At 67.0% G+C, this 16,575-nt stretch carries 15 protein-coding genes and 2 tRNA genes; 1 reads left to right on the top strand and 16 read right to left on the bottom strand.

Annotated elements, in window-relative coordinates; all coding sequences use genetic code 11:
* Positions 1-231 precede the first annotated feature (231 nt).
* The 11 genes from B7D75_RS26740 to B7D75_RS26690 form a co-directional block, all read right to left on the bottom strand.
* Positions 232-307 (bottom strand) — tRNA-Thr (locus B7D75_RS26740).
* Between the two features lie 73 nt (positions 308-380).
* The gene (locus B7D75_RS26735; protein ID WP_012077798.1) at positions 381-1,910 is read right to left on the bottom strand and encodes a DHA2 family efflux MFS transporter permease subunit; all 1,530 of its coding nucleotides are present in this window, start codon (positions 1,908-1,910) and stop codon (positions 381-383) included.
* Positions 1,911-1,920: 10 nt separating this feature from the next.
* Complete coding sequence (locus B7D75_RS26730; protein ID WP_033999894.1) at positions 1,921-3,105, bottom strand: HlyD family secretion protein; 1,185 nt, start codon at positions 3,103-3,105, stop codon at positions 1,921-1,923.
* A 14-nt stretch (positions 3,106-3,119) separates the two neighbouring features.
* Positions 3,120-4,592: an efflux transporter outer membrane subunit gene (locus B7D75_RS26725; protein WP_107114581.1), complete on the bottom strand. Its 1,473-nt coding sequence runs from the start codon at positions 4,590-4,592 to the stop codon at positions 3,120-3,122.
* Positions 4,593-4,595: 3 nt separating this feature from the next.
* The gene (locus B7D75_RS26720) at positions 4,596-5,066 is read right to left on the bottom strand and encodes a MarR family winged helix-turn-helix transcriptional regulator (RefSeq protein ID WP_003152836.1); all 471 of its coding nucleotides are present in this window, start codon (positions 5,064-5,066) and stop codon (positions 4,596-4,598) included.
* Between the two features lie 400 nt (positions 5,067-5,466).
* Positions 5,467-6,687 carry a methyltransferase gene (locus B7D75_RS26715; protein ID WP_107114580.1) on the bottom strand — a complete coding sequence of 407 codons (1,221 nt, stop codon included), beginning with the start codon at positions 6,685-6,687 and terminating at the stop codon, positions 5,467-5,469.
* 68 nt (positions 6,688-6,755) lie between these two features.
* Entirely contained in the window at positions 6,756-7,448 is a 693-nt protein-coding gene (locus tag B7D75_RS26710) for an ABC transporter permease (protein WP_003152840.1), read from the bottom strand.
* Positions 7,445-8,140, bottom strand: a complete 696-nt coding sequence (locus tag B7D75_RS26705; RefSeq protein ID WP_053814745.1) for an ABC transporter permease — start codon at positions 8,138-8,140, stop codon at positions 7,445-7,447. The genes B7D75_RS26710 and B7D75_RS26705 overlap by 4 nt, the downstream gene beginning before the upstream one ends.
* Before the next feature lie 61 nt (positions 8,141-8,201).
* Positions 8,202-8,954 carry an ABC transporter substrate-binding protein gene (locus tag B7D75_RS26700; protein WP_003096156.1) on the bottom strand — a complete coding sequence of 251 codons (753 nt, stop codon included), beginning with the start codon at positions 8,952-8,954 and terminating at the stop codon, positions 8,202-8,204.
* Between the two features lie 14 nt (positions 8,955-8,968).
* Entirely contained in the window at positions 8,969-9,742 is a 774-nt protein-coding gene (locus B7D75_RS26695; protein WP_053814744.1) for an ABC transporter ATP-binding protein, read from the bottom strand.
* A gap of 248 nt (positions 9,743-9,990) precedes the next feature.
* Positions 9,991-10,680: a DUF502 domain-containing protein gene (locus B7D75_RS26690; RefSeq protein WP_043099537.1), complete on the bottom strand. Its 690-nt coding sequence runs from the start codon at positions 10,678-10,680 to the stop codon at positions 9,991-9,993.
* A gap of 158 nt (positions 10,681-10,838) precedes the next feature.
* Here B7D75_RS26690 and B7D75_RS26685 point away from each other — a divergent pair, with 158 nt between their 5' ends.
* Entirely contained in the window at positions 10,839-11,576 is a 738-nt protein-coding gene (locus B7D75_RS26685) for an SDR family NAD(P)-dependent oxidoreductase (protein ID WP_003152844.1), read from the top strand.
* Positions 11,577-11,632: 56 nt separating this feature from the next.
* Here the strand turns inward: B7D75_RS26685 and B7D75_RS26680 are convergent.
* The 5 genes from B7D75_RS26680 to B7D75_RS26660 all read right to left on the bottom strand — a co-directional run bounded on the left by B7D75_RS26680 (position 11,633) and on the right by B7D75_RS26660 (position 16,563).
* Positions 11,633-11,708: transfer RNA gene (locus B7D75_RS26680), tRNA-Phe, on the bottom strand.
* A 113-nt stretch (positions 11,709-11,821) separates the two neighbouring features.
* Positions 11,822-12,904 (bottom strand): oxidoreductase, encoded by a 1,083-nt coding sequence (locus tag B7D75_RS26675; protein WP_107114579.1) that lies wholly within the window; start codon positions 12,902-12,904, stop codon positions 11,822-11,824.
* A 27-nt stretch (positions 12,905-12,931) separates the two neighbouring features.
* Complete coding sequence (locus B7D75_RS26670) at positions 12,932-13,204, bottom strand: oxidative damage protection protein (RefSeq protein ID WP_003096100.1); 273 nt, start codon at positions 13,202-13,204, stop codon at positions 12,932-12,934.
* A 42-nt stretch (positions 13,205-13,246) separates the two neighbouring features.
* Positions 13,247-14,314, bottom strand: a complete 1,068-nt coding sequence (gene mutY / locus B7D75_RS26665) for an A/G-specific adenine glycosylase (RefSeq protein ID WP_003152859.1) — start codon at positions 14,312-14,314, stop codon at positions 13,247-13,249.
* Positions 14,311-16,563, bottom strand: coding sequence for an AsmA family protein (locus B7D75_RS26660; RefSeq protein ID WP_107114578.1), 2,253 nt, complete (start codon positions 16,561-16,563; stop codon positions 14,311-14,313). Before B7D75_RS26660 ends, mutY begins: the two co-directional genes overlap by 4 nt.
* Positions 16,564-16,575: the final 12 nt, after the last annotated feature.

Here is a 16,575-nt window from a genome sequence, read left to right as displayed (position 1 = left end):
GTCATACCTTGTTCAAGCAGTGGTTGTCCGTAGGGCTGCTTCGGCACGTCCCGCCAAGGTGTACCAATCGATCGTGAAGACGACGATTAGTACGGGAAAGTGGCGTTCCTGCCAACCCCAGATCTGGTAGGTGCATATGACCCGGCATTCTATGCGAAGTGCCATCATCGGGCGGCAGCTAGGAGGATAAAACAAAAAAGCCCCGCGCGAGGCGGGGCTTTCGGGGATTCATGGTGCCGGCACCAGGAGTCGAACCCGGGACCTACTGATTACAAGTCAGTTGCTCTACCAGCTGAGCTATACCGGCGAAGAGGGCGACATTATAGCCAGCCGCCGCCAGGAGTAAACCACTGATTTTCCTGCCCGAATGCCGTTCGTCCTCAGTGCCCGGAGGCGGCCGCGCCGGGCTTGGCGCCGAACGGCGGGCGGGCCAGCCAGATGATCACCAGCAGGGCGAGGAACAGCCAGCCGAGCATGGTGAAGTAGTCGATGGTGGACATCATGTAGGCCTGGCTCTGCACCATCCGGTCGAGCAGCGCCGCGTTCGTCTGGGTGTTGCCGCCGAGTTGAGCGAGGGTTTCGTGGGTGGCCGGGTCGTAGAGGCTGATGTTCTCGCTCAGGTAGGCGTGGTGCTGGATGGCGCGGCGGTTCCAGATCCAGGTGGTCAGCGAGGCGGCGAAGCTGCCGCCGAGGGTGCGCAGGAAGGTGGCCAGGCCGGAGCCATCGGCGATCTGGTCCGGCGGCAGGTCGGAAAGCAGGATGCTCAGGATCGGCATGAAGAAGAACGCCACGCCGAGCCCCATGATCAACTGCACGATGGCGATGTGCTGGTAGTCGACCTCGGTGGTGAAGTTGGCGCGCATGAAGCAGGTGATCGCCATCGCCAGGAACGACAGGCCGGCGAGCATGCGCAGGTCGAAATGGTTGGCGTAGCGGCCGACCAGCGGCGAGAGGAACACCGGCAGGATGCCGATTGGCGCGGCGGCCAGCCCGGCCCAGGTGGCGGTGTAGCCCATCTGGGTCTGTAGCCATTGCGGGAGCAGCAGGTTGATGCCGAAGAACGCGGCATAGCCCAGCACCAGCGCCAGGGTGCCGGCGGCGAAGTTGCGGTGGGCGAACAGGCGCAGGTTGACGATCGGATGGCGGTCGGTGAATTCCCAGATGACGAAGAAGGCCAGGGCGATCGCCGCGATCAGCGCGCCGCCGACGATGAAGTTCGACTCGAACCAGTCCAGGTCGTTGCCCTTGTCGAGGACGACCTGCAGGGCGCCGACGCCGATCACCAGGGCGATCAGGCCGACGTAGTCCATCGGCGCCTTCCTGATCACCACCGGGCGCGCCTTCAGTTGCTGGTAGACGACGAAGGCGGCGAACAGGCCGACCGGCACGTTGATGAAGAAGATCCACGGCCAGCTGTAGTCGTCGGTGATCCAACCGCCGAGGATCGGCCCGGCGATCGGCGCCACCACCGTGACCATCGCCAGCAGGGCCAGCGCCATGCCGCGTTTCGCCGGTGGGTAGATGGAGATCAGCAGGGTCTGGGTGATCGGGTACAGCGGCCCGGCGACGAATCCCTGCAGGGCGCGGAAGCCGACCAAGGAAGGCATCGACTGGGCGATGCCGCAGAGGAACGAGGCGAGTACGAACAGCAGCGCGGCGGCGATGAACAGGCGCACCTCGCCGACCCGCCGGGCCAGCCAGCCGGTCAGCGGCAGGGCGATGGCGTTGCTCACGGCGAACGAGGTGATCACCCAGGTGCCCTGTTCCGAACTCACCCCGAGGTTGCCGGAGATGGTCGGCAGGGCGACGTTGGCGATGGTGGTGTCGAGCACCTGCATGAAAGTCGCCAGGGACAGGCCGATGGTCGCCATCACCAGGCTGGGCGGGGAGAAGCTGCTGCTTTCGCTCATGCTGGCTGGCTCAACGCTGGGCAGTCTTGCCGTGGTCTTCGGCGAGGTTGGCTTCGATCAGGCGTTCGATCAGCTTGTCGGCGGAGGCCAGTTGCTGCTGGTAGACATCGGTGGAGAACAGCGCTTCGCGCGGTGGCTGCTGGGCCAGGGCCGGGCCGCTCTGGTCATGCAGGTCGACCTTGACGTCCATCGACAGGCCGATGCGCAGCGGATGCTTCTGCAATTCTTCCGGATCGATATGGATGCGCACCGGCACCCGCTGGACGATCTTGATCCAGTTGCCGGTGGCGTTCTGCGCCGGCAGCAGGGAGAACGCGCTGCCGGTGCCCACGCCGAGGCTGTCGACGGTGCCGCTGTAGCGCACGTCGCTGCCGTAGAGGTCGGAGCGGATCTCCACCGGCTGGCCGATACGCATGTGCTTGAGCTGGGTTTCCTTGAAGTTGGCGTCGATCCAGATCTGCTCCAGCGGGACCACCGCCATCAGCGCATTGCCCGGTTGCACGCGCTGGCCGACCTGCACGCTGCGCTTGGCGACGTAGCCGGTGACCGGCGCGACGATGGTCGAGCGGGCATCGTCCAGGTAGGCCTGGCGCAGTTGCGCGGCGGCGGCCTTGACGTCCGGGTGGGAGGTGATCTGGGTGTCGTCGACCAACGCGCGGTTGGTGTTCAACTGCTGTTCCGAGCTGGTCAGCGAGGCTTTCGCGCTGTCCAGGGCGTCGCGGGCATGGGCCAGTTCTTCCTGGGAAATGGCGCCGTCGTCGGCGAGGTTCTTGCGCCGCCTGTAGTCGGCCTCGGCCTTGGCCAGCGCGACCTTGCGCGTGGCGACCTCGGCGCGATAGCCGTCGACGTTGCTGAACAGGCCGCGTACCTGGCGCACGGTATGGGCCAGGTTGGCCTCGGCGCGCTGCAGGGCGATGTCGGCGTCGCTGGGATCGAAGCGCACCAACTCCTGGCCCTTGCGCACCAGGTCGCCGTCGTCGGCGCCGATGCTGACCACGGTGCCGACGATCTGCGGCGTGATCTGCACCACGTTGCCGTTGATGTAGGCGTCGTCGGTGTCCTCGTGCCAGCGCCCATAGAAGAATTCCCAGGCCACGCTGGCCAGGGTGCCGAGGATGATCACGGCGAGCAGGATCAGCAGCCAGCGCTTGCGCTTCGGGTTGCCGGCCGGGGTTTCGCTGTTGGCGGTCGTCATGGTGGGTGCCTCGTTCATTCGGCCGGCGCGTTGGCGAGCGCGGCGGAGCGGGAGTCGGGTTGGAAGCCGCCGCCCAGGGCCTGGACCAACTGGACGGAGAGATCGATCTGCTGGCTCTGCAGGCTGGCCAGCTGGCGTTCGGCGACCAGTAGTTGCTGTTGCACGCTGAGGGCGTCGAGGTAGCTGCCGACGCCTTCGCCGTAGCGACGCATGGCCAGGTCGAAGTTGGACCTGGCGATATCGCGGGCCTGGTGCTGGTCGACCACCTGCTGCTCGAGGGAGCGCAACTTGCCCAGGTCGTCGCTGACCTCGCCGAGGGCCTGGACCAGGGTCTTGTTGTACTGGCCGACGGCCAGGTCGTAGTCGGCGTCGCGTCCGGCCAGGTTGGCGCGGCGGCGGCCACCGTCGAAGATCGGCAGGGAGATCGCCGGCGCCACCTGGAAGAAGCGGCTCGGCGCCTGCAACACGTCGCTGGTGTGCAGAGCGGCGAGGCCGGCCATCGCGCCGAGATTGAGGTTGGGATAGAACTCGGTCTTCGCCGAATCGATGTCGCGGCTCGCCGCCTCGACCCGCCAGCGCGCGGCGACGATGTCGGCGCGGCGGCCGAGCAGCTCCGCCGGGAGTACCGCGGGCAGACTCAGGCTGGCCGGGTTCAGCGGTTGCGGCCGCTGCAGTTCGAGACCGCGATCGGGCCCCTTGCCCAGCAGCACGGCGAGGGCGATGCGGGCGCTGGCGATGTCCTGCTCGGCGGCGCTGAGCTGCTGGCGGGCGGTGGCCAGCTGGGTCTGCGTCTGTTGCAGCTGGACCTTGCTGTCGAGCCCGGCGCTCATGCGTTTCTGGCTCAGTTCGGTCATGCGCTGCGAGCGCTTCAGTTCTTCCTCGGCGAGATCGCGCACGGTGAAGGCATGGTCGAGATCGCTGTAGGCGCGGGCGATGCTTGCCGACAGGCCGATGCGCGCGGCCTGGCTGTCGACCTGCGCCGCATTGGCCCGGCCGAGGGCGGCTTCCCAGGCGGCGCGTTCGCCGCCCCAGAGGTCGAAGTCGTAGTTGAAGCCGAGCGACAGGTACTTGATCGCCGAGTAGCGCCCGCCGAGCGGTGCTGGGGCGACGCTGGTCGGCGCGCGGACTCCGGAATAGCTGGCCTTGGCGTCCAGCGTCGGCTGGCGCGCGGCATCTTGCGCCTGGGCCGTTGCCGCTGCCTGGCGCGCACGCGCCTCGGCGATCTGCAGGTCCGGCGTGCCTTGCAGGGCCTCGGCGATCAACTGGTCGAGCTGGCGGTCGCCGAGCCCGGTCCACCAGTCCTGGCGCGGCCAGGCCGCTGGCGACAGGGCTACGCCGTCCAGGCTTCTGCCTGCCTGGAGGGCGCCAGCCTGTTGCAGACGGGCGTTCGGCTCCAGGCCTTCGGAAGTGACGCAGCCGGCGGCCAGGAGAATCGCCGAGGCCAGGGCCAGCCGCTGTGGCCAGGGATGGAAAAGGGGGTGCGGCATGGATCAGGACTCCTGCAGGCTGGCCCGAGGGCAGCCGGCGTGTAGCAGAACCTTGGTCAGCAGATGGGTCAGCGTCTGCAATTCTTCCGTGCTCAGGCAGGCGACCAGCTCGTTCATCGCCGCCGAGGCGATCTGCGGAAGCTGCTCCTGCACGCGCCGCCCGGCTTCGCTGAGTTCCAGGCGCACGCAACGGCGGTCCTCGGGGCAGCGACCGCGCAGGAGCAGGCCCTTCTTTTCCAGGCGCGCCAGCATGCGGGTCATCGAGCCGCTGTCCAGCGACAGCTCGCGGCACAATTCGACCGGGCTGTTGGCACGGTTCAGACCGACGAAGATCAGCACCTTGAACTGCGCGGCGGTGATGTCCAGCGCGGCGAGGTGCTTCTCGAGGATGCGGTCCTTGGTCGCGGCGCTGACGCCGATGAGCTGGCCAATGGAGCCCTTGAAGGGAAAATCGGAAGCGCTGTAGTGACCCATGGGGGAGAGATCGCTGTCTGGGCAGTAAAGTGTTTCAAAATAATACTGCCTAGGCAGCGATTAACAAGAGGTCAGCTGTTGCAATGAAAGAACAATCCGTTCCTTCGAACGTTATCCGATGCCGTTTTGCAACTATTGCTGATGCTGGAGTCCACTTTCGAATTAACCGGAAAGCCAGGCTTATGCACAAGCGGGCAAAGAATAGGAAGGAAACGCTCTAAGAGCCGCTGCGGTTATTTCTCTTGTTATCAAGCTATTGTTTTATATGGATTTTCTTTTTTCTGTTCATTTTTTGAACAGCATTGTCCGTGCCTGGATACGGGCCTCCCGGCAGATGTTTCCCATAACTTGTCACCAGACTTATCCACAGGTTGTGTGGGTAAACCTCTGAAACGCCGTGTCAGCTGCGTTCCGCAAGGATCAGCAGGTTGCGCGGAGACAGGGAAGACGGACAGAACTCGCCCAGGCGAACGGCGTAGCCCTGTTCGACCAGGTACAGGCAGCGGTCCAGCAGCAGCCAGAGTTCCAGCGGGCGACGGAACAGGGCGCGCACCAGTTCCAGGTTGCGAACCACAGCCAGGCGCCGCCAGCCGGCCGCCTCCAGCGCCTGCCAGTCGCGTGCTTCCGGCTCGGGAAGCCCCTTGAGAAGGGCGATTTCGCGGCAGTAGTCGGCGTATGGACGTGCCAGCCAGGCCAGCGGAAGGGAAGGCACGCTGAGGTACTCGTCGATCCCGCGCAGTTCGCGTTGCAACAGGTCGAAGCCCAGGCGCCGGGCCATCGACTGGTCGCGCTGACGACGTACCCGCTGGCTGGCGGTGACGGTCTCGCTGAGGGGCAGGCGCAGGTCGTCGAGCGATAGCGCGAGCGGCGATCGGCCTGCCGCTTGCGACAGCGGCTGGTAGAAAGGCCCCGGAATGCGGTTGTAGCAGCATGGCGCCACCGCCAGTTGGCGACAGCCGGCCTGGCTGGCCAGGCGCAGCAGGCGCAGGTGCAGTTCGCCGCAGGCGTGCAGGGCCACCGGCGTATGTTCGGGAAGCAGGCGTTCGGCGCAATCGGCGGCGAGCACGTCCTGCCGGAGGTGATGGGCGGAGAGACCCAGGCGGTCACTCAGGCGTTGCCCGTCGGCGACCAGCGCCGGGTCGTGCTCGAGGCAGGTCAGCGGCTGCCCGGTGTGGGCCAGCAGGCGGCCGAGATGGCCCTTGCCGGAGCACCAGTCGAGCCAGTGGGCGGCTGGCCGGGCGAACCGCAGGCGCCCGGCGAACAGGCCGATCTGCTGCCACTTGCGTCCCGGTACGTCGACATTGAAGCGGTTCGGTGCCTGCGGGCGCTCCGCCAAAGGCAGTTCGCCGACCGCGCCCAGCGCCGCGGCCCGGGCGGCGAGTTGCGGATAAGGGGCGGGTGCGGCCAGGCGGGTGGGCTGGTTGTGCTCGGCATCGGCCTGTTCGAGGCTGCGCCCGCGCAGCCATGACGCCAGCTCGGCGTGTTCGGCTTCCCACGCCAGGGTCGTTTCGCTGAACGGCCGGGGCCGCCAGAGCCGCTGGTGTTCGAGCAGGAACGCATCCAGCGCGAGGAAGCGCTGCGACAGGGCGTCGCCACTGAGGAAGGAAAGAGTTTCGGACACGATGCGAGCGGTGGCGGCAAAACGGGGCGGCGATTATAGCCGCCCCGCGGGCATCGGAAAGCGCCCGCTCAGCGGCCCTGGGTGGCGTCGACCCGCAACCAGCGTTCGATCAGGCGGAAGATCCGCGTCAGCACGATGGTGATCACCAGGTACAGCGCGCCGGCCAGGCAGAAGAACAGCATCGATTCGTAGGTGCGGGCGATGATGGTGCGGGCCATGCCCATGATGTCGAACAGGGTCACGGTGTAGACCACCGCGCTGGCCTTGAGCATCAGGATCACTTCGTTGCTGTAGGCCGGCAGGCCGATGCGTACCGCGCGCGGCAGGATGATGTGCCAGAGCGCCTGGCGCCGCGACATGCCGAGGGCGCGGGCGGCCTCCACCTCGCCGACCGGCACCGAATGGATCGCGCCGCGAAGGATCTCGGCGATGTAGGCGGCGGTGTGCAGGGTCATGGTCAGCAGCGCGCACCAGTACGGATCGCGCAGGTAGGGCCAGAAGGCACTCTTGCGCACTTCCTCGAACTGCGCCAGGCCGTAGTAGACGATGAACAGCTGCAACAGCAGCGGCGTGCCACGGAAGAAGAAGATATAGGCGTACGGCAGCGCGCGCACGTACCAGTGCCGCGAGGCGCGGGCGATGCCCAGCGGCAGGGCCAGGGCGAGCCCGGCGACCACCGCGATCGCCAGCAGCTCCAGGGTCAGCGCCGCGCCCTGGAGCATCTTCGGCATCCACTTGAGGATCAGCTCCCACTCGCTCATAGCTCGTTCCTCACGAAACCACGGCCGGCGCGACGCTCGAGGAAGTGCAGGGCGACCATGATGACGACCGTGAGGCTCAGGTAGATGGCGGCCGCGGTCATGTAGAAGGTGAAGGGTTCCTTGGTCGCGTTGGAGGCGACCTGCGCCTTGCGCATGATCTCGTCGAGGGTGATCAGGGAGACCAGCGCGGTGTCCTTCAGCAGGATCAGGTACAGGTTGCCCAGGCCGGGCAGGGCGACCCGCCAGATCTGCGGCAGGACGATGCGCCAGAAGATCCGCCCGGAGGACAGGCCGAGCGCCTGGCCGGCTTCGCGATGACCGCGCGGGATGGACAGCAGGGCGCCGCGAAACACCTCGGTGGCGTAGGCGCCGAAGCACAGGCCGAGGGCCAGGGTGCCGGCGGCGAACGGCGAGAGCGCCAGGTCCGGCTTGCCGAACAGGTCGCCGAGGGCGTTCAGGCCGCTCACCGTGCCGAAATAGATCATCAGTACCCAGAGCGTTTCCGGCACGCCACGGACGATGGTGGTGTAGGTGCCGCCGAGGAAACGCAGAGCCGCGTACTTCGAAGTCTTCGCGATGGCGCCGAGGAGGCCGAGCAGCAGCCCCACGCAGACCGCCGCCAGCGACAGCTTGAGGGTCATCCAGGTACCGGCGAGCAACTGGTCGCCGAACCCATGCAGGTCGAGAATCATGAGAAGTCAGGCCTGAAGGCGGCCGGCGCCGGGACGCGCCCGGCGCTGGCCTGGCTTGGCATCAATAGATGCTGAAGGGGAAGTACTTGTCGTTGATCTTCTTGTAGGTACCGTCGGCGACGATTTCCTTCAGCGCGGCGTTGAGCTTCTCGCGCAGCGGGTCGCCCTTGCGCACGGCGATGCCGATCTTGTCGTTGTCGAACACCGGTTCGCCCTTGAACTCGAACTCCTTGCCGGCGTCGCTCTTCAGCCAGTCGTACTGCACGAACTTGTCGGCCAGCACGCCGTCCAGGCGCCCCGAGGAGAGGTCGAGGTAGGCGTTCTCCTGGGTGTCGTAGAGCTTGATGGTGACCACGTCGGCCATGTTGTCTTCCAGCCAGGTGCCGGCGATGGTGGCGCGCTGGGCGCCGATCACCTTGCCCTTCAGGGAGTCCTTGTCGGTCTTGAAGTCGACGCTCTTCGGCGCGACGAACTGCAGCTTGTTGGTGTAGTAGGGATCGGTGAAATCGACCGCCTGCTTGCGCTCGTCGGTGATCGACATGGACGCGACGATGAAGTCGAACTTCTTGGCGTTCAGCGCCGGGATGATGCCGTCCCAGTCGGAGGTCACCACCTCGCACTCGGTCTTCATCTTGGCGCACAGCGCCTTGCCGATGTCGAGGTCGAAGCCGACCGCCTGGCCGCTGGCGTCGATGCCGTTGAAGGGCGGGTAGGCGCCTTCGGTGCCGATGCGCAGCTTGTCGGCGGCGCTGGCGTCGAGGGCGAAGGCCAGGGTTGCAGCGGCGGCCAGCAGGATCTTCTTATAGTTCTTCATGCGGTGTTGCTCCGTTAGCGGTGGCTGGACATGAACTGTTTGCAGCGCGCCGACTGGGGGTTTTCGAAAACCTGTTGCGGCGTTCCCTGCTCTTCTACCAGGCCCTGGTGGAGGAATACCACCTCGCTGGAAACCTGGCGGGCGAAGCTCATTTCGTGGGTGACCAGCAGCATGGTCCGGCCCTCTTCGGCGAGCGCACGGATCACGTTAAGCACTTCCTGTACCATTTCCGGGTCGAGCGCCGAGGTGGGCTCGTCGAACAGGATCACCTTGGGCTGCATGGCCAGGGTCCGGGCGATGGCCGCGCGCTGCTGCTGGCCGCCGGAAAGCTGCGCCGGATAGCTGTGGCGCTTGTCGGCGATGCCGACCTTGGTCAGCAGGCCCTCGGCGATCTCGATCGCCTCGGCCTTGCTCTTGCCCAGCACGCGGCGCGGCGCCTCGATCACGTTGTCGAGGATGCTCATGTGCGGCCACAGGTTGAAATTCTGGAAGACGAAACCGAGCTCGCTGCGCAGCCGGTTGATCTGCTGGCTGTCGGCGGCGACCAGGTCGCCGTTCTTGCTCTTCTTCAGGCGCAGCTCTTCGCCGGAGACCAGGATCTGGCCCTGGTGCGGGTTCTCCAGCAGGTTGATGCAGCGCAGGAAGGTGGACTTGCCCGAGCCGGACGATCCGAGGATGGAGATCACGTCGCCGTCGCGGGCGGTGAGGGAGATGCCCTTGAGCACTTCGAGGTCGCCGTAGCGCTTGTGCAGGTTACGGATTTCCAGTGCGGGGGTGGCCTCGGCCATGGATTTTCCTCTTGTTATTCGGATTGGAAGGGCCTTCCTGGCGAAGGCAAGCTAGCACAGCGTTTCAACCGGAGCCAAGCAGGCGACGTGCCTCTGGAGCGGGGTTGGCGGCATCTTGTCGCATCGCTGCAGTGCGCTGTCGCGTAGGAACAAAACTGTCGGCTTTCGTCGGAAACTCCCAGGGAAGCCTGACCTGAAGCGGAGCCCGGACGTTGCGGGCTGCCCCGTTCGCGGGCGCGTCGCGCGGCCTAGGTGCGCGCCGCTGGCTCTTCCCCGTCCGCTCCGCCCAGGACCTTGGCCGCGGCCAGTGGCGGCGGCGGGGTGATGCCCATCGACACGTAGATGCTGGTGAAGGTGTCCATGCCGATCTGTGCCGGTTTCACCCATTCCACAGGAACGTAGAGCAGGCCGCCGCCCACCGGGATCGGCGCGGTCGGCACCAGGATCGCGTAGTGCGCGCGGCCGTCCAGCTCCACCGCTTCGGGGTTGGGCATCAGCGCCAGCACGGCGGCGCCGTCGCCGCCGAAGAAACACCACACCGGGCTCATCGCGGCGATGTCGGCGTCCTGCTTCTTGTCCAGTAGGCCGACGAAGCGGTCGGCCAGGTTGTACAGGTTGCCGATCAGCGGGGTGCGCCGCAGGGTCAGGTCGAAGAGGTGGGCCAGCGGTCGCTTCAGGCCGAGCTGCACGCCGAGGCCGAGCAGGTAGATGGCTACCAGCAGCAGCGCGGTACCGAGCAGGTAGGCCAGTGGCGAATCGCCGGCGAGCGGCTGGCCGATGGCGGCGAAGCCGCGGCCGATCAGGCTGGAAGGACCGACGAAGCGGTTCAGCAGGCTGACCACCCAGGCCAGCAAGGCTACGGTGAGTACCAGCGGGAGCATCAGCAGCAGGCCGGCGAGCCAGGTGGTGAGCAGGGAGTTGAAGCTTCTCTTCAGCATCGGTCGGGTGTCCGGGCAAGGTCCGCCTAGTCTATCGGCACCGCCTGGCTCGCGCTCGGCCGTTCGCCGGGATGGGCGAAAGATCCGCCGCGGCGATTCGTCATTCCTTGTAGGCTGTGCGAATCGCGTTCATTCCTGCAGGTCTTCACGGAGGGTGTATGGCGGAGAGAAAGACCCTGTTGCTGACCGGGGCGAGCCGCGGTATCGGGCATGCCACGGTGAAGTACTTCAACGCCGCGGGCTGGCGGGTGTTCACCGCGTCGCGGCAGAGCTGGGCCAGCGAATGTCCCTGGGCGGACGGCGAGGAGAACCACATCCACCTGGACCTGGAGGACATTCCCGGCGTCGAGGCCAGCCTGGAATTGATCCGCGACAAGCTCGGCGACGGCCGGCTGCACGCGCTGGTGGACAACGCCGGCATCTCGCCCAAGGGCGAAGGCGGCGAACGCCTCGGCGTGCTGGAGACCGACTACGCCACCTGGCTGCGGGTGTTCAACGTCAACCTGTTCTCCACCGCGCTGCTGGCGCGCGGCCTGTTCGCCGAGCTGAAGGCGGCGCAGGGAACGGTGATCAACGTGACCTCCATCGCCGGCTCGAAGGTGCATCCGTTCGCCGGGGTGGCCTACGCCACTTCCAAGGCGGCGTTGTCCGCGCTGACCCGCGAGATGGCCCACGACTTCGGCCCGCATGGGGTGCGGGTGAACGCCATCGCGCCGGGGGAGATCGACACCTCGATCCTCTCGCCGGGCACCGAGGAGATCGTCGAGCGCAGCATCCCGCTGCACCGCCTCGGCCGGCCGGAGGAGATCGCCTCGCTGATCTACTTCCTCTGCACCAGCGGCGCGTCCTACGTGAACGGCGCGGAAATCCACGTCAACGGCGGGCAGCACGTCTAGGCGAACGGCGGAAAGCAAAAAGGCCCACCCGGAGGTGAGCCTTTTCGTCGTATTCATGGTGCCCAGGGACGGAATCGAACCGCCGACACGGGGATTTTCAATCCCCTGCTCTACCAACTGAGCTACCTGGGCAACGGGGCGCAATTAAACGGGTTTAGCGCGGCAGTGTCAACACCGGCGAAGAAATTTTTTTTGTTTTTTAACGCCTTACGATCCCCGCGCGGTTTCCGCCGGACTGCCGGGCCTCAGTTCCAGGCCTGGCGTTCCTCGTCGCGCAGTTCCACCGGCAGGCCCCGGCCTTCCTCGGCGGAGCGTCGTGCCAACTCCAGCAGGGCCATCAGCGCGCAGGCCTGTTCCGCCGACACCGGGTTGTCCGACTGGCCGCGGATGGCGGCGGCCAGCGCCTGGTAGTAGCGGCTCTGGTCGCCGGCCGGGGTGACCAGCGACTGGCGCAGGCCCTGGCCGTCGATGTGCTGCAGCAGGTCGGGATCGCGGCCCCAGCCGGCGGAGCCGGGGCACAGGCCCTGGAGCAACTGCGCTTCCTGGATGTCGGCGCCGGCCTTGAGCAGGCTGCCGTGGTCGCCGTGCACATTGAAGCGTGGCGCCGGATTGGCGGCGAGCATGCTGGCGCGCAGCGCCACCTGGCAGTGCGGATAGTCGAGCAGGACCTCGAACCAGTCGTCGGTCAGCGCGCCCTCGCGCAGCCGGCGCAGGTGGCCGTGCACCCGCTGCGGTACGCCGAACAGGCACAGCGCCTGGTCGAGCAGGTGCGGGCCGAGGTCGAACCACAGCCCGGAGCCGGGCAGGTCGTGTTCGCGCCAGCGGTCGCGGACCTGCGGGCGGAAGCGCTCGATGGCCGATTCGAAGTAGCGTACCGGGCCGATGCTGCCGGCCTGCAGGGCGGCCTCCACGGCGAGGAAGTCGCTGTCGAAGCGGCGGTTCTGGAACACCGAGAGCACCTGCCCAGGCCGCTCGCGGGCGAGGTCGGCGAGGCGCCGGGCTTCGGCCAGGGTGACGGTGAACGGCTTGTCCACCACCACGTGCTTGCCGGCGCGCAAGGCCCGTTCGGCGAGGTCGGCGTGGGTGGCGTTGGGCGTGGCGATGACCACCAGGTCGATGTCGACGGCCTCGATGGCTTCATCCGGATCGGCGCTGACCCGGGTTTCGGGCAGGTCGGCGTGCACCCGCCCGGCGTCGCGCGAGACCACGCGCTCCAGGCGCAGCGCAGGCACCGCGCGGATCAGCGGGGCGTGGAAGGTCTTGCCGGCGAAGCCGTAGCCGATCAGCGCGGTGCGGATCGGAGGCGGGCCAGAGAGGGATGGGGTCATGGCGGCCTCCGTCGGGCGGGGTGGGGGTCAGGCGGATGGCGGCACGTAGCCGTCGGCCTTGGCGTAGTCCTCGCCGGAGAGGAACTTGTCCATCTCCTGCTGGAGGAACTTGCGATCCTCGGCGTTCATCATGTTCAGGCGACGCTCGTTGATCAGCATGGTCTGGTGCTTCTGCCACTCGTCCCAGGCCTTGCGCGACACATTGTTGTAGATGTCCTCGCCCTTGGCGCCCGGATACGGCGGGCGGTCGAGGCCGGGCAGCTCTTCGTGGTACTTGCGGCACATCACGGTGCGGCTCATGGTCGTTCTCCTGCAGTTGCCGCCGGGCCGCGGGCCCGGCATTCACGCGGCTGTGCCGCGTCCGAGTTCCTGTTCTGCGCGCTTGAGCAGCTTCTTCACCGGAGCGGCGAGGCCCAGGCGCGGCGGGGTGGCGAGGTTATACCAGAGCCAGTCGGCCTCGGCCACGGCGGGCGGAGCGGCTTCCACCGCCACCAGCCAGGGCTCGATGGCCAGTTGGAAATGACTGAAGGTATGGGTCAGGCCGCTCAGTTCGCGGCGCTCGCCAAGGGCCAGCGAATGCCGGGCGGCGAGTGGCGCGAGGTCGTCGAGGTCGTCCAGCTCGGGCAGGCTCCAGAGCCCGCCCCAGAGTCCGCTGGACGGCCGCCGGTAGAGCAGGATGGCGCCCTCGCGATTGGCCAGGATCGGCATCAGCGTGCGTTTCTGCGGCAGGGCCTTGCGCGGCTTGGGCTGCGGGTAGTCGGTCTCGCGGCCGAGCAGGTGCGCGCGGCAGCCGGCCAGCAGCGGGCAAAGCAGGCAACTGGGCTTGCTGCGCGTACAGAGAGTGGCGCCGAGGTCCATCATCGCCTGGGTGTAGTGGTTGACCCGGGCGTGCGGGGTGAAGCGCTCGGCGGCCTCCCACAGCGCCCGGGCCACCTTCGGCTCGCCGGGATAGCCGTCCTGCGCCAGGTAGCGCGCCAGCACGCGCTTGACGTTGCCGTCGAGGATCGGCGCGCGCAGGCCCATCGACAGGCTGGCGATGGCGCCGGCGGTGGAGCGGCCGATGCCGGGCAGCTCGGCGAGCTGCTCGACGTCGCGGGGAAATTCCCCGGCATGCCGCTCGACCACGATCCGCGCGGTCTTGTGCAGGTTGCGCGCACGGCTGTAGTAGCCGAGCCCGGTCCACAGGTGCAGGACTTCGTCCTCGGCCGCCGCGGCCAGCGCCTGGACGTCGGGCAGGGCCTCCATGAAGCGGTCGAAGTAGCCGAGCACGGTGCTGACCTGGGTCTGTTGCAGCATGATCTCCGAGACCCACACCCGGTAGGGGGTGATGTCCTGCTGCCAGGGCAGGTCCTTGCGACCGTGGCGGTCGTACCAGTCGAGGACCGCGCCGTTGAAGCCTTCAGGTGTCATTTGCGGTTGAACAGCCCTTTGAGTGCGTCTTTCAGCTCGGGACTGATCTTGTCGCCGAGCTTCTCTTCGAGTTTTTCGTTGAGGCGATTGCCGGCCAGTTTCGCGGCGACCTTGCCCAGGCCTTCCCTGTCCAGGCGGCAGGCCTTGGCGCCGAGTTCCAGCGGGCCGCGGCAGAGCAGCGGCCATTCGATGCCGGCGTAGCGCTGGTTGACCTGGCAGGCCGGGTCTGGCATGTCGCTCTTGTCGCCCTGGATCTCCACGCCGATGCGATAGTCCATGCCCAGCACGCGCAGGTCGATATCGCCGTGGCCGCTCACCGCCAGGCCTGGAATGGCCGCCTTCAGGTCAGGGTTGCTGGCCACGCCGTTGGTGAAGTTCAGGCTGCCCTTGAGCTCGCGGAAAGGCGTGTCCTTGCCGCCGTGGCTACCGGCGAGAGCCTTGCGGTTGAGGGTAGCGATGCCCTGGCAGAGCTGCTGCTCCAGGTTGGCGTCGGGCAGTACGCCGTTGATCAGGCTGAAACGCGCGCTGCCGTTGAGATGGTCGATCCAGGACTTCTCGCTGTTGCCGCTGGTGCGGATGTCGGCGTCGAGGTCGAGCAGTCCCTTCACCGGCGGCTTCTTGCCCTGGGCTTCGAGCAGGCGCTCCACCGGCACGTTGGCGATGTGCTTGGTGGCGGTCAGCACGGCGCTGTCCTGGCGTACGTCGAGGTTGGCCTTGGCGTTGAAGCGGCCGTTGTACAGCCCGCCGCGCATGTCGTCGAGGCTGATCACGCCGCCCTGGCCGCGCAGTTTCAGGCTGGCGTCGTCGATCGGCAGTTTCTCGATGGTCAGCCGGCCGACGTTCAGCGCAACGTCCAGGTCGAGCTTGCGCAGGGTCGCCATGGGCAGCAGCGGCGCGTCGCTCCAGGCCTGCCTGGTCGGTTTCTCCGGTAGCGGCGTGTTGCCCTGGGCGGCACTGGCCACGGTGGCGTCGACTTCCGCCTTGCGCGTGGCGCTGGCGGCATCCTGGGCCTGCCTGGCCTTGGCCGGCAGGTAGCGATCCAGGTCGAGCCTGTCGGCCTTGAGCTGGGCGCGCAGCGATTGCCTGGCGAAGTCGGTGATTCCGAAGCGGCCGCTGAAGGTGCTCTCGTCCAGGCCCAGCTTGAGGTCTTCGAGATTCAGGCTGTTGCGGCTACCGGCCAGGCGGGTATTCAGCTCGAACTTGCCGAGGGTATTGGCGTCGGCCATGGCCGGCAGGATCACGCCGATGCCGGCGAGGAACTCGCGCAGGTTCATCTGCGCGATCGACAGGCCGCCGCTGAACTTGGCGTCCTTGTCCAGCTCGCGGGCCTTGAGTTCGCCGAGTGCGCGCAACTGGTTGACGCTCAGTTTCAGGCCGTTCCACTCGGCGATCTGCGCCGACTGGTCGAGCAGCAGCTGGCCCTGGGCGGAGAAGGTGACGGTCTTGCCCTGCAGCGGCTCGCCCGAGGCCTCGCCGGAGAGCCTGGCGTCTTCCAATTGGTAGCGCTTGAGCGCGGTGTCGAAGCGCAGGTTGCCGGTCAGTTCGGTCTTGGCCCGCATCACCGGCTGGTTGGTGCCCAGGTAGGCGTTGAGCTTCAGCGCAATGCTGCTGCCTTCGCGTATCGCGCCGGTGCTCAGCTCGATGCCCTCGACGTTGTACTGCTTGCCGCTGGCTTCGTCGGTATAGGTGACGCGGGCGTTGTTGACGTTGAGGCTGTCGATGTCGAGCTTGATCGGCGTGCGCGGGCTGTCTTTCTGCGGCGCCTGCTCCGGTGCTTGCGCCTGGGCGCCCTTGCCGTCCGTTGCCGGCGGGGTGGCGGCACGAGCGGCCGGGGCCTGGGGCTGGGCCGGCTTGCCGATGTTTTCCCAGTTGCCCTTGCCCTGCTTGTCGCGGACCAGGTCCAGGCTCAGGCCTTCGACGCGGATCGCGCTCATCTGCACATCCTTGCGCAGCAGCGGCAGGACCCGCACCGACAGGCCGAGCATCTGCAGGTCGGCGAACGGCTTGGTCGGCGTGGCGACGCTGGCGATGCTGGTGTCGTGCAGCTCCAGGCCCAGCCAGGGGAACAGGCTCCAGCCGATGTCGCCCTTCAGGTCCAGCTCCAGGTTGGCCTTGTCGCGGGCGATCTGGCGGATTTCGTCCTTGTAGTCATTGGGATCGAACAGGTGGGTCAGGGCGAAGCCCAGGGCCACGACGAGCAGTAAGAGCCCCAGGAGGAACAGCCCCAGGACCTTGCCGAATGCTTTCATGGACGAATCCTT

Origin of the sequence: Pseudomonas paraeruginosa (genome assembly GCF_003025345.2) — a bacterium.
GTDB classification, from domain to species: Bacteria; Pseudomonadota; Gammaproteobacteria; order Pseudomonadales; family Pseudomonadaceae; genus Pseudomonas; species Pseudomonas paraeruginosa.
Note: the sequence above shows the minus strand (reverse complement) of the source record. Positions and strands in the feature narration are given on the sequence as shown.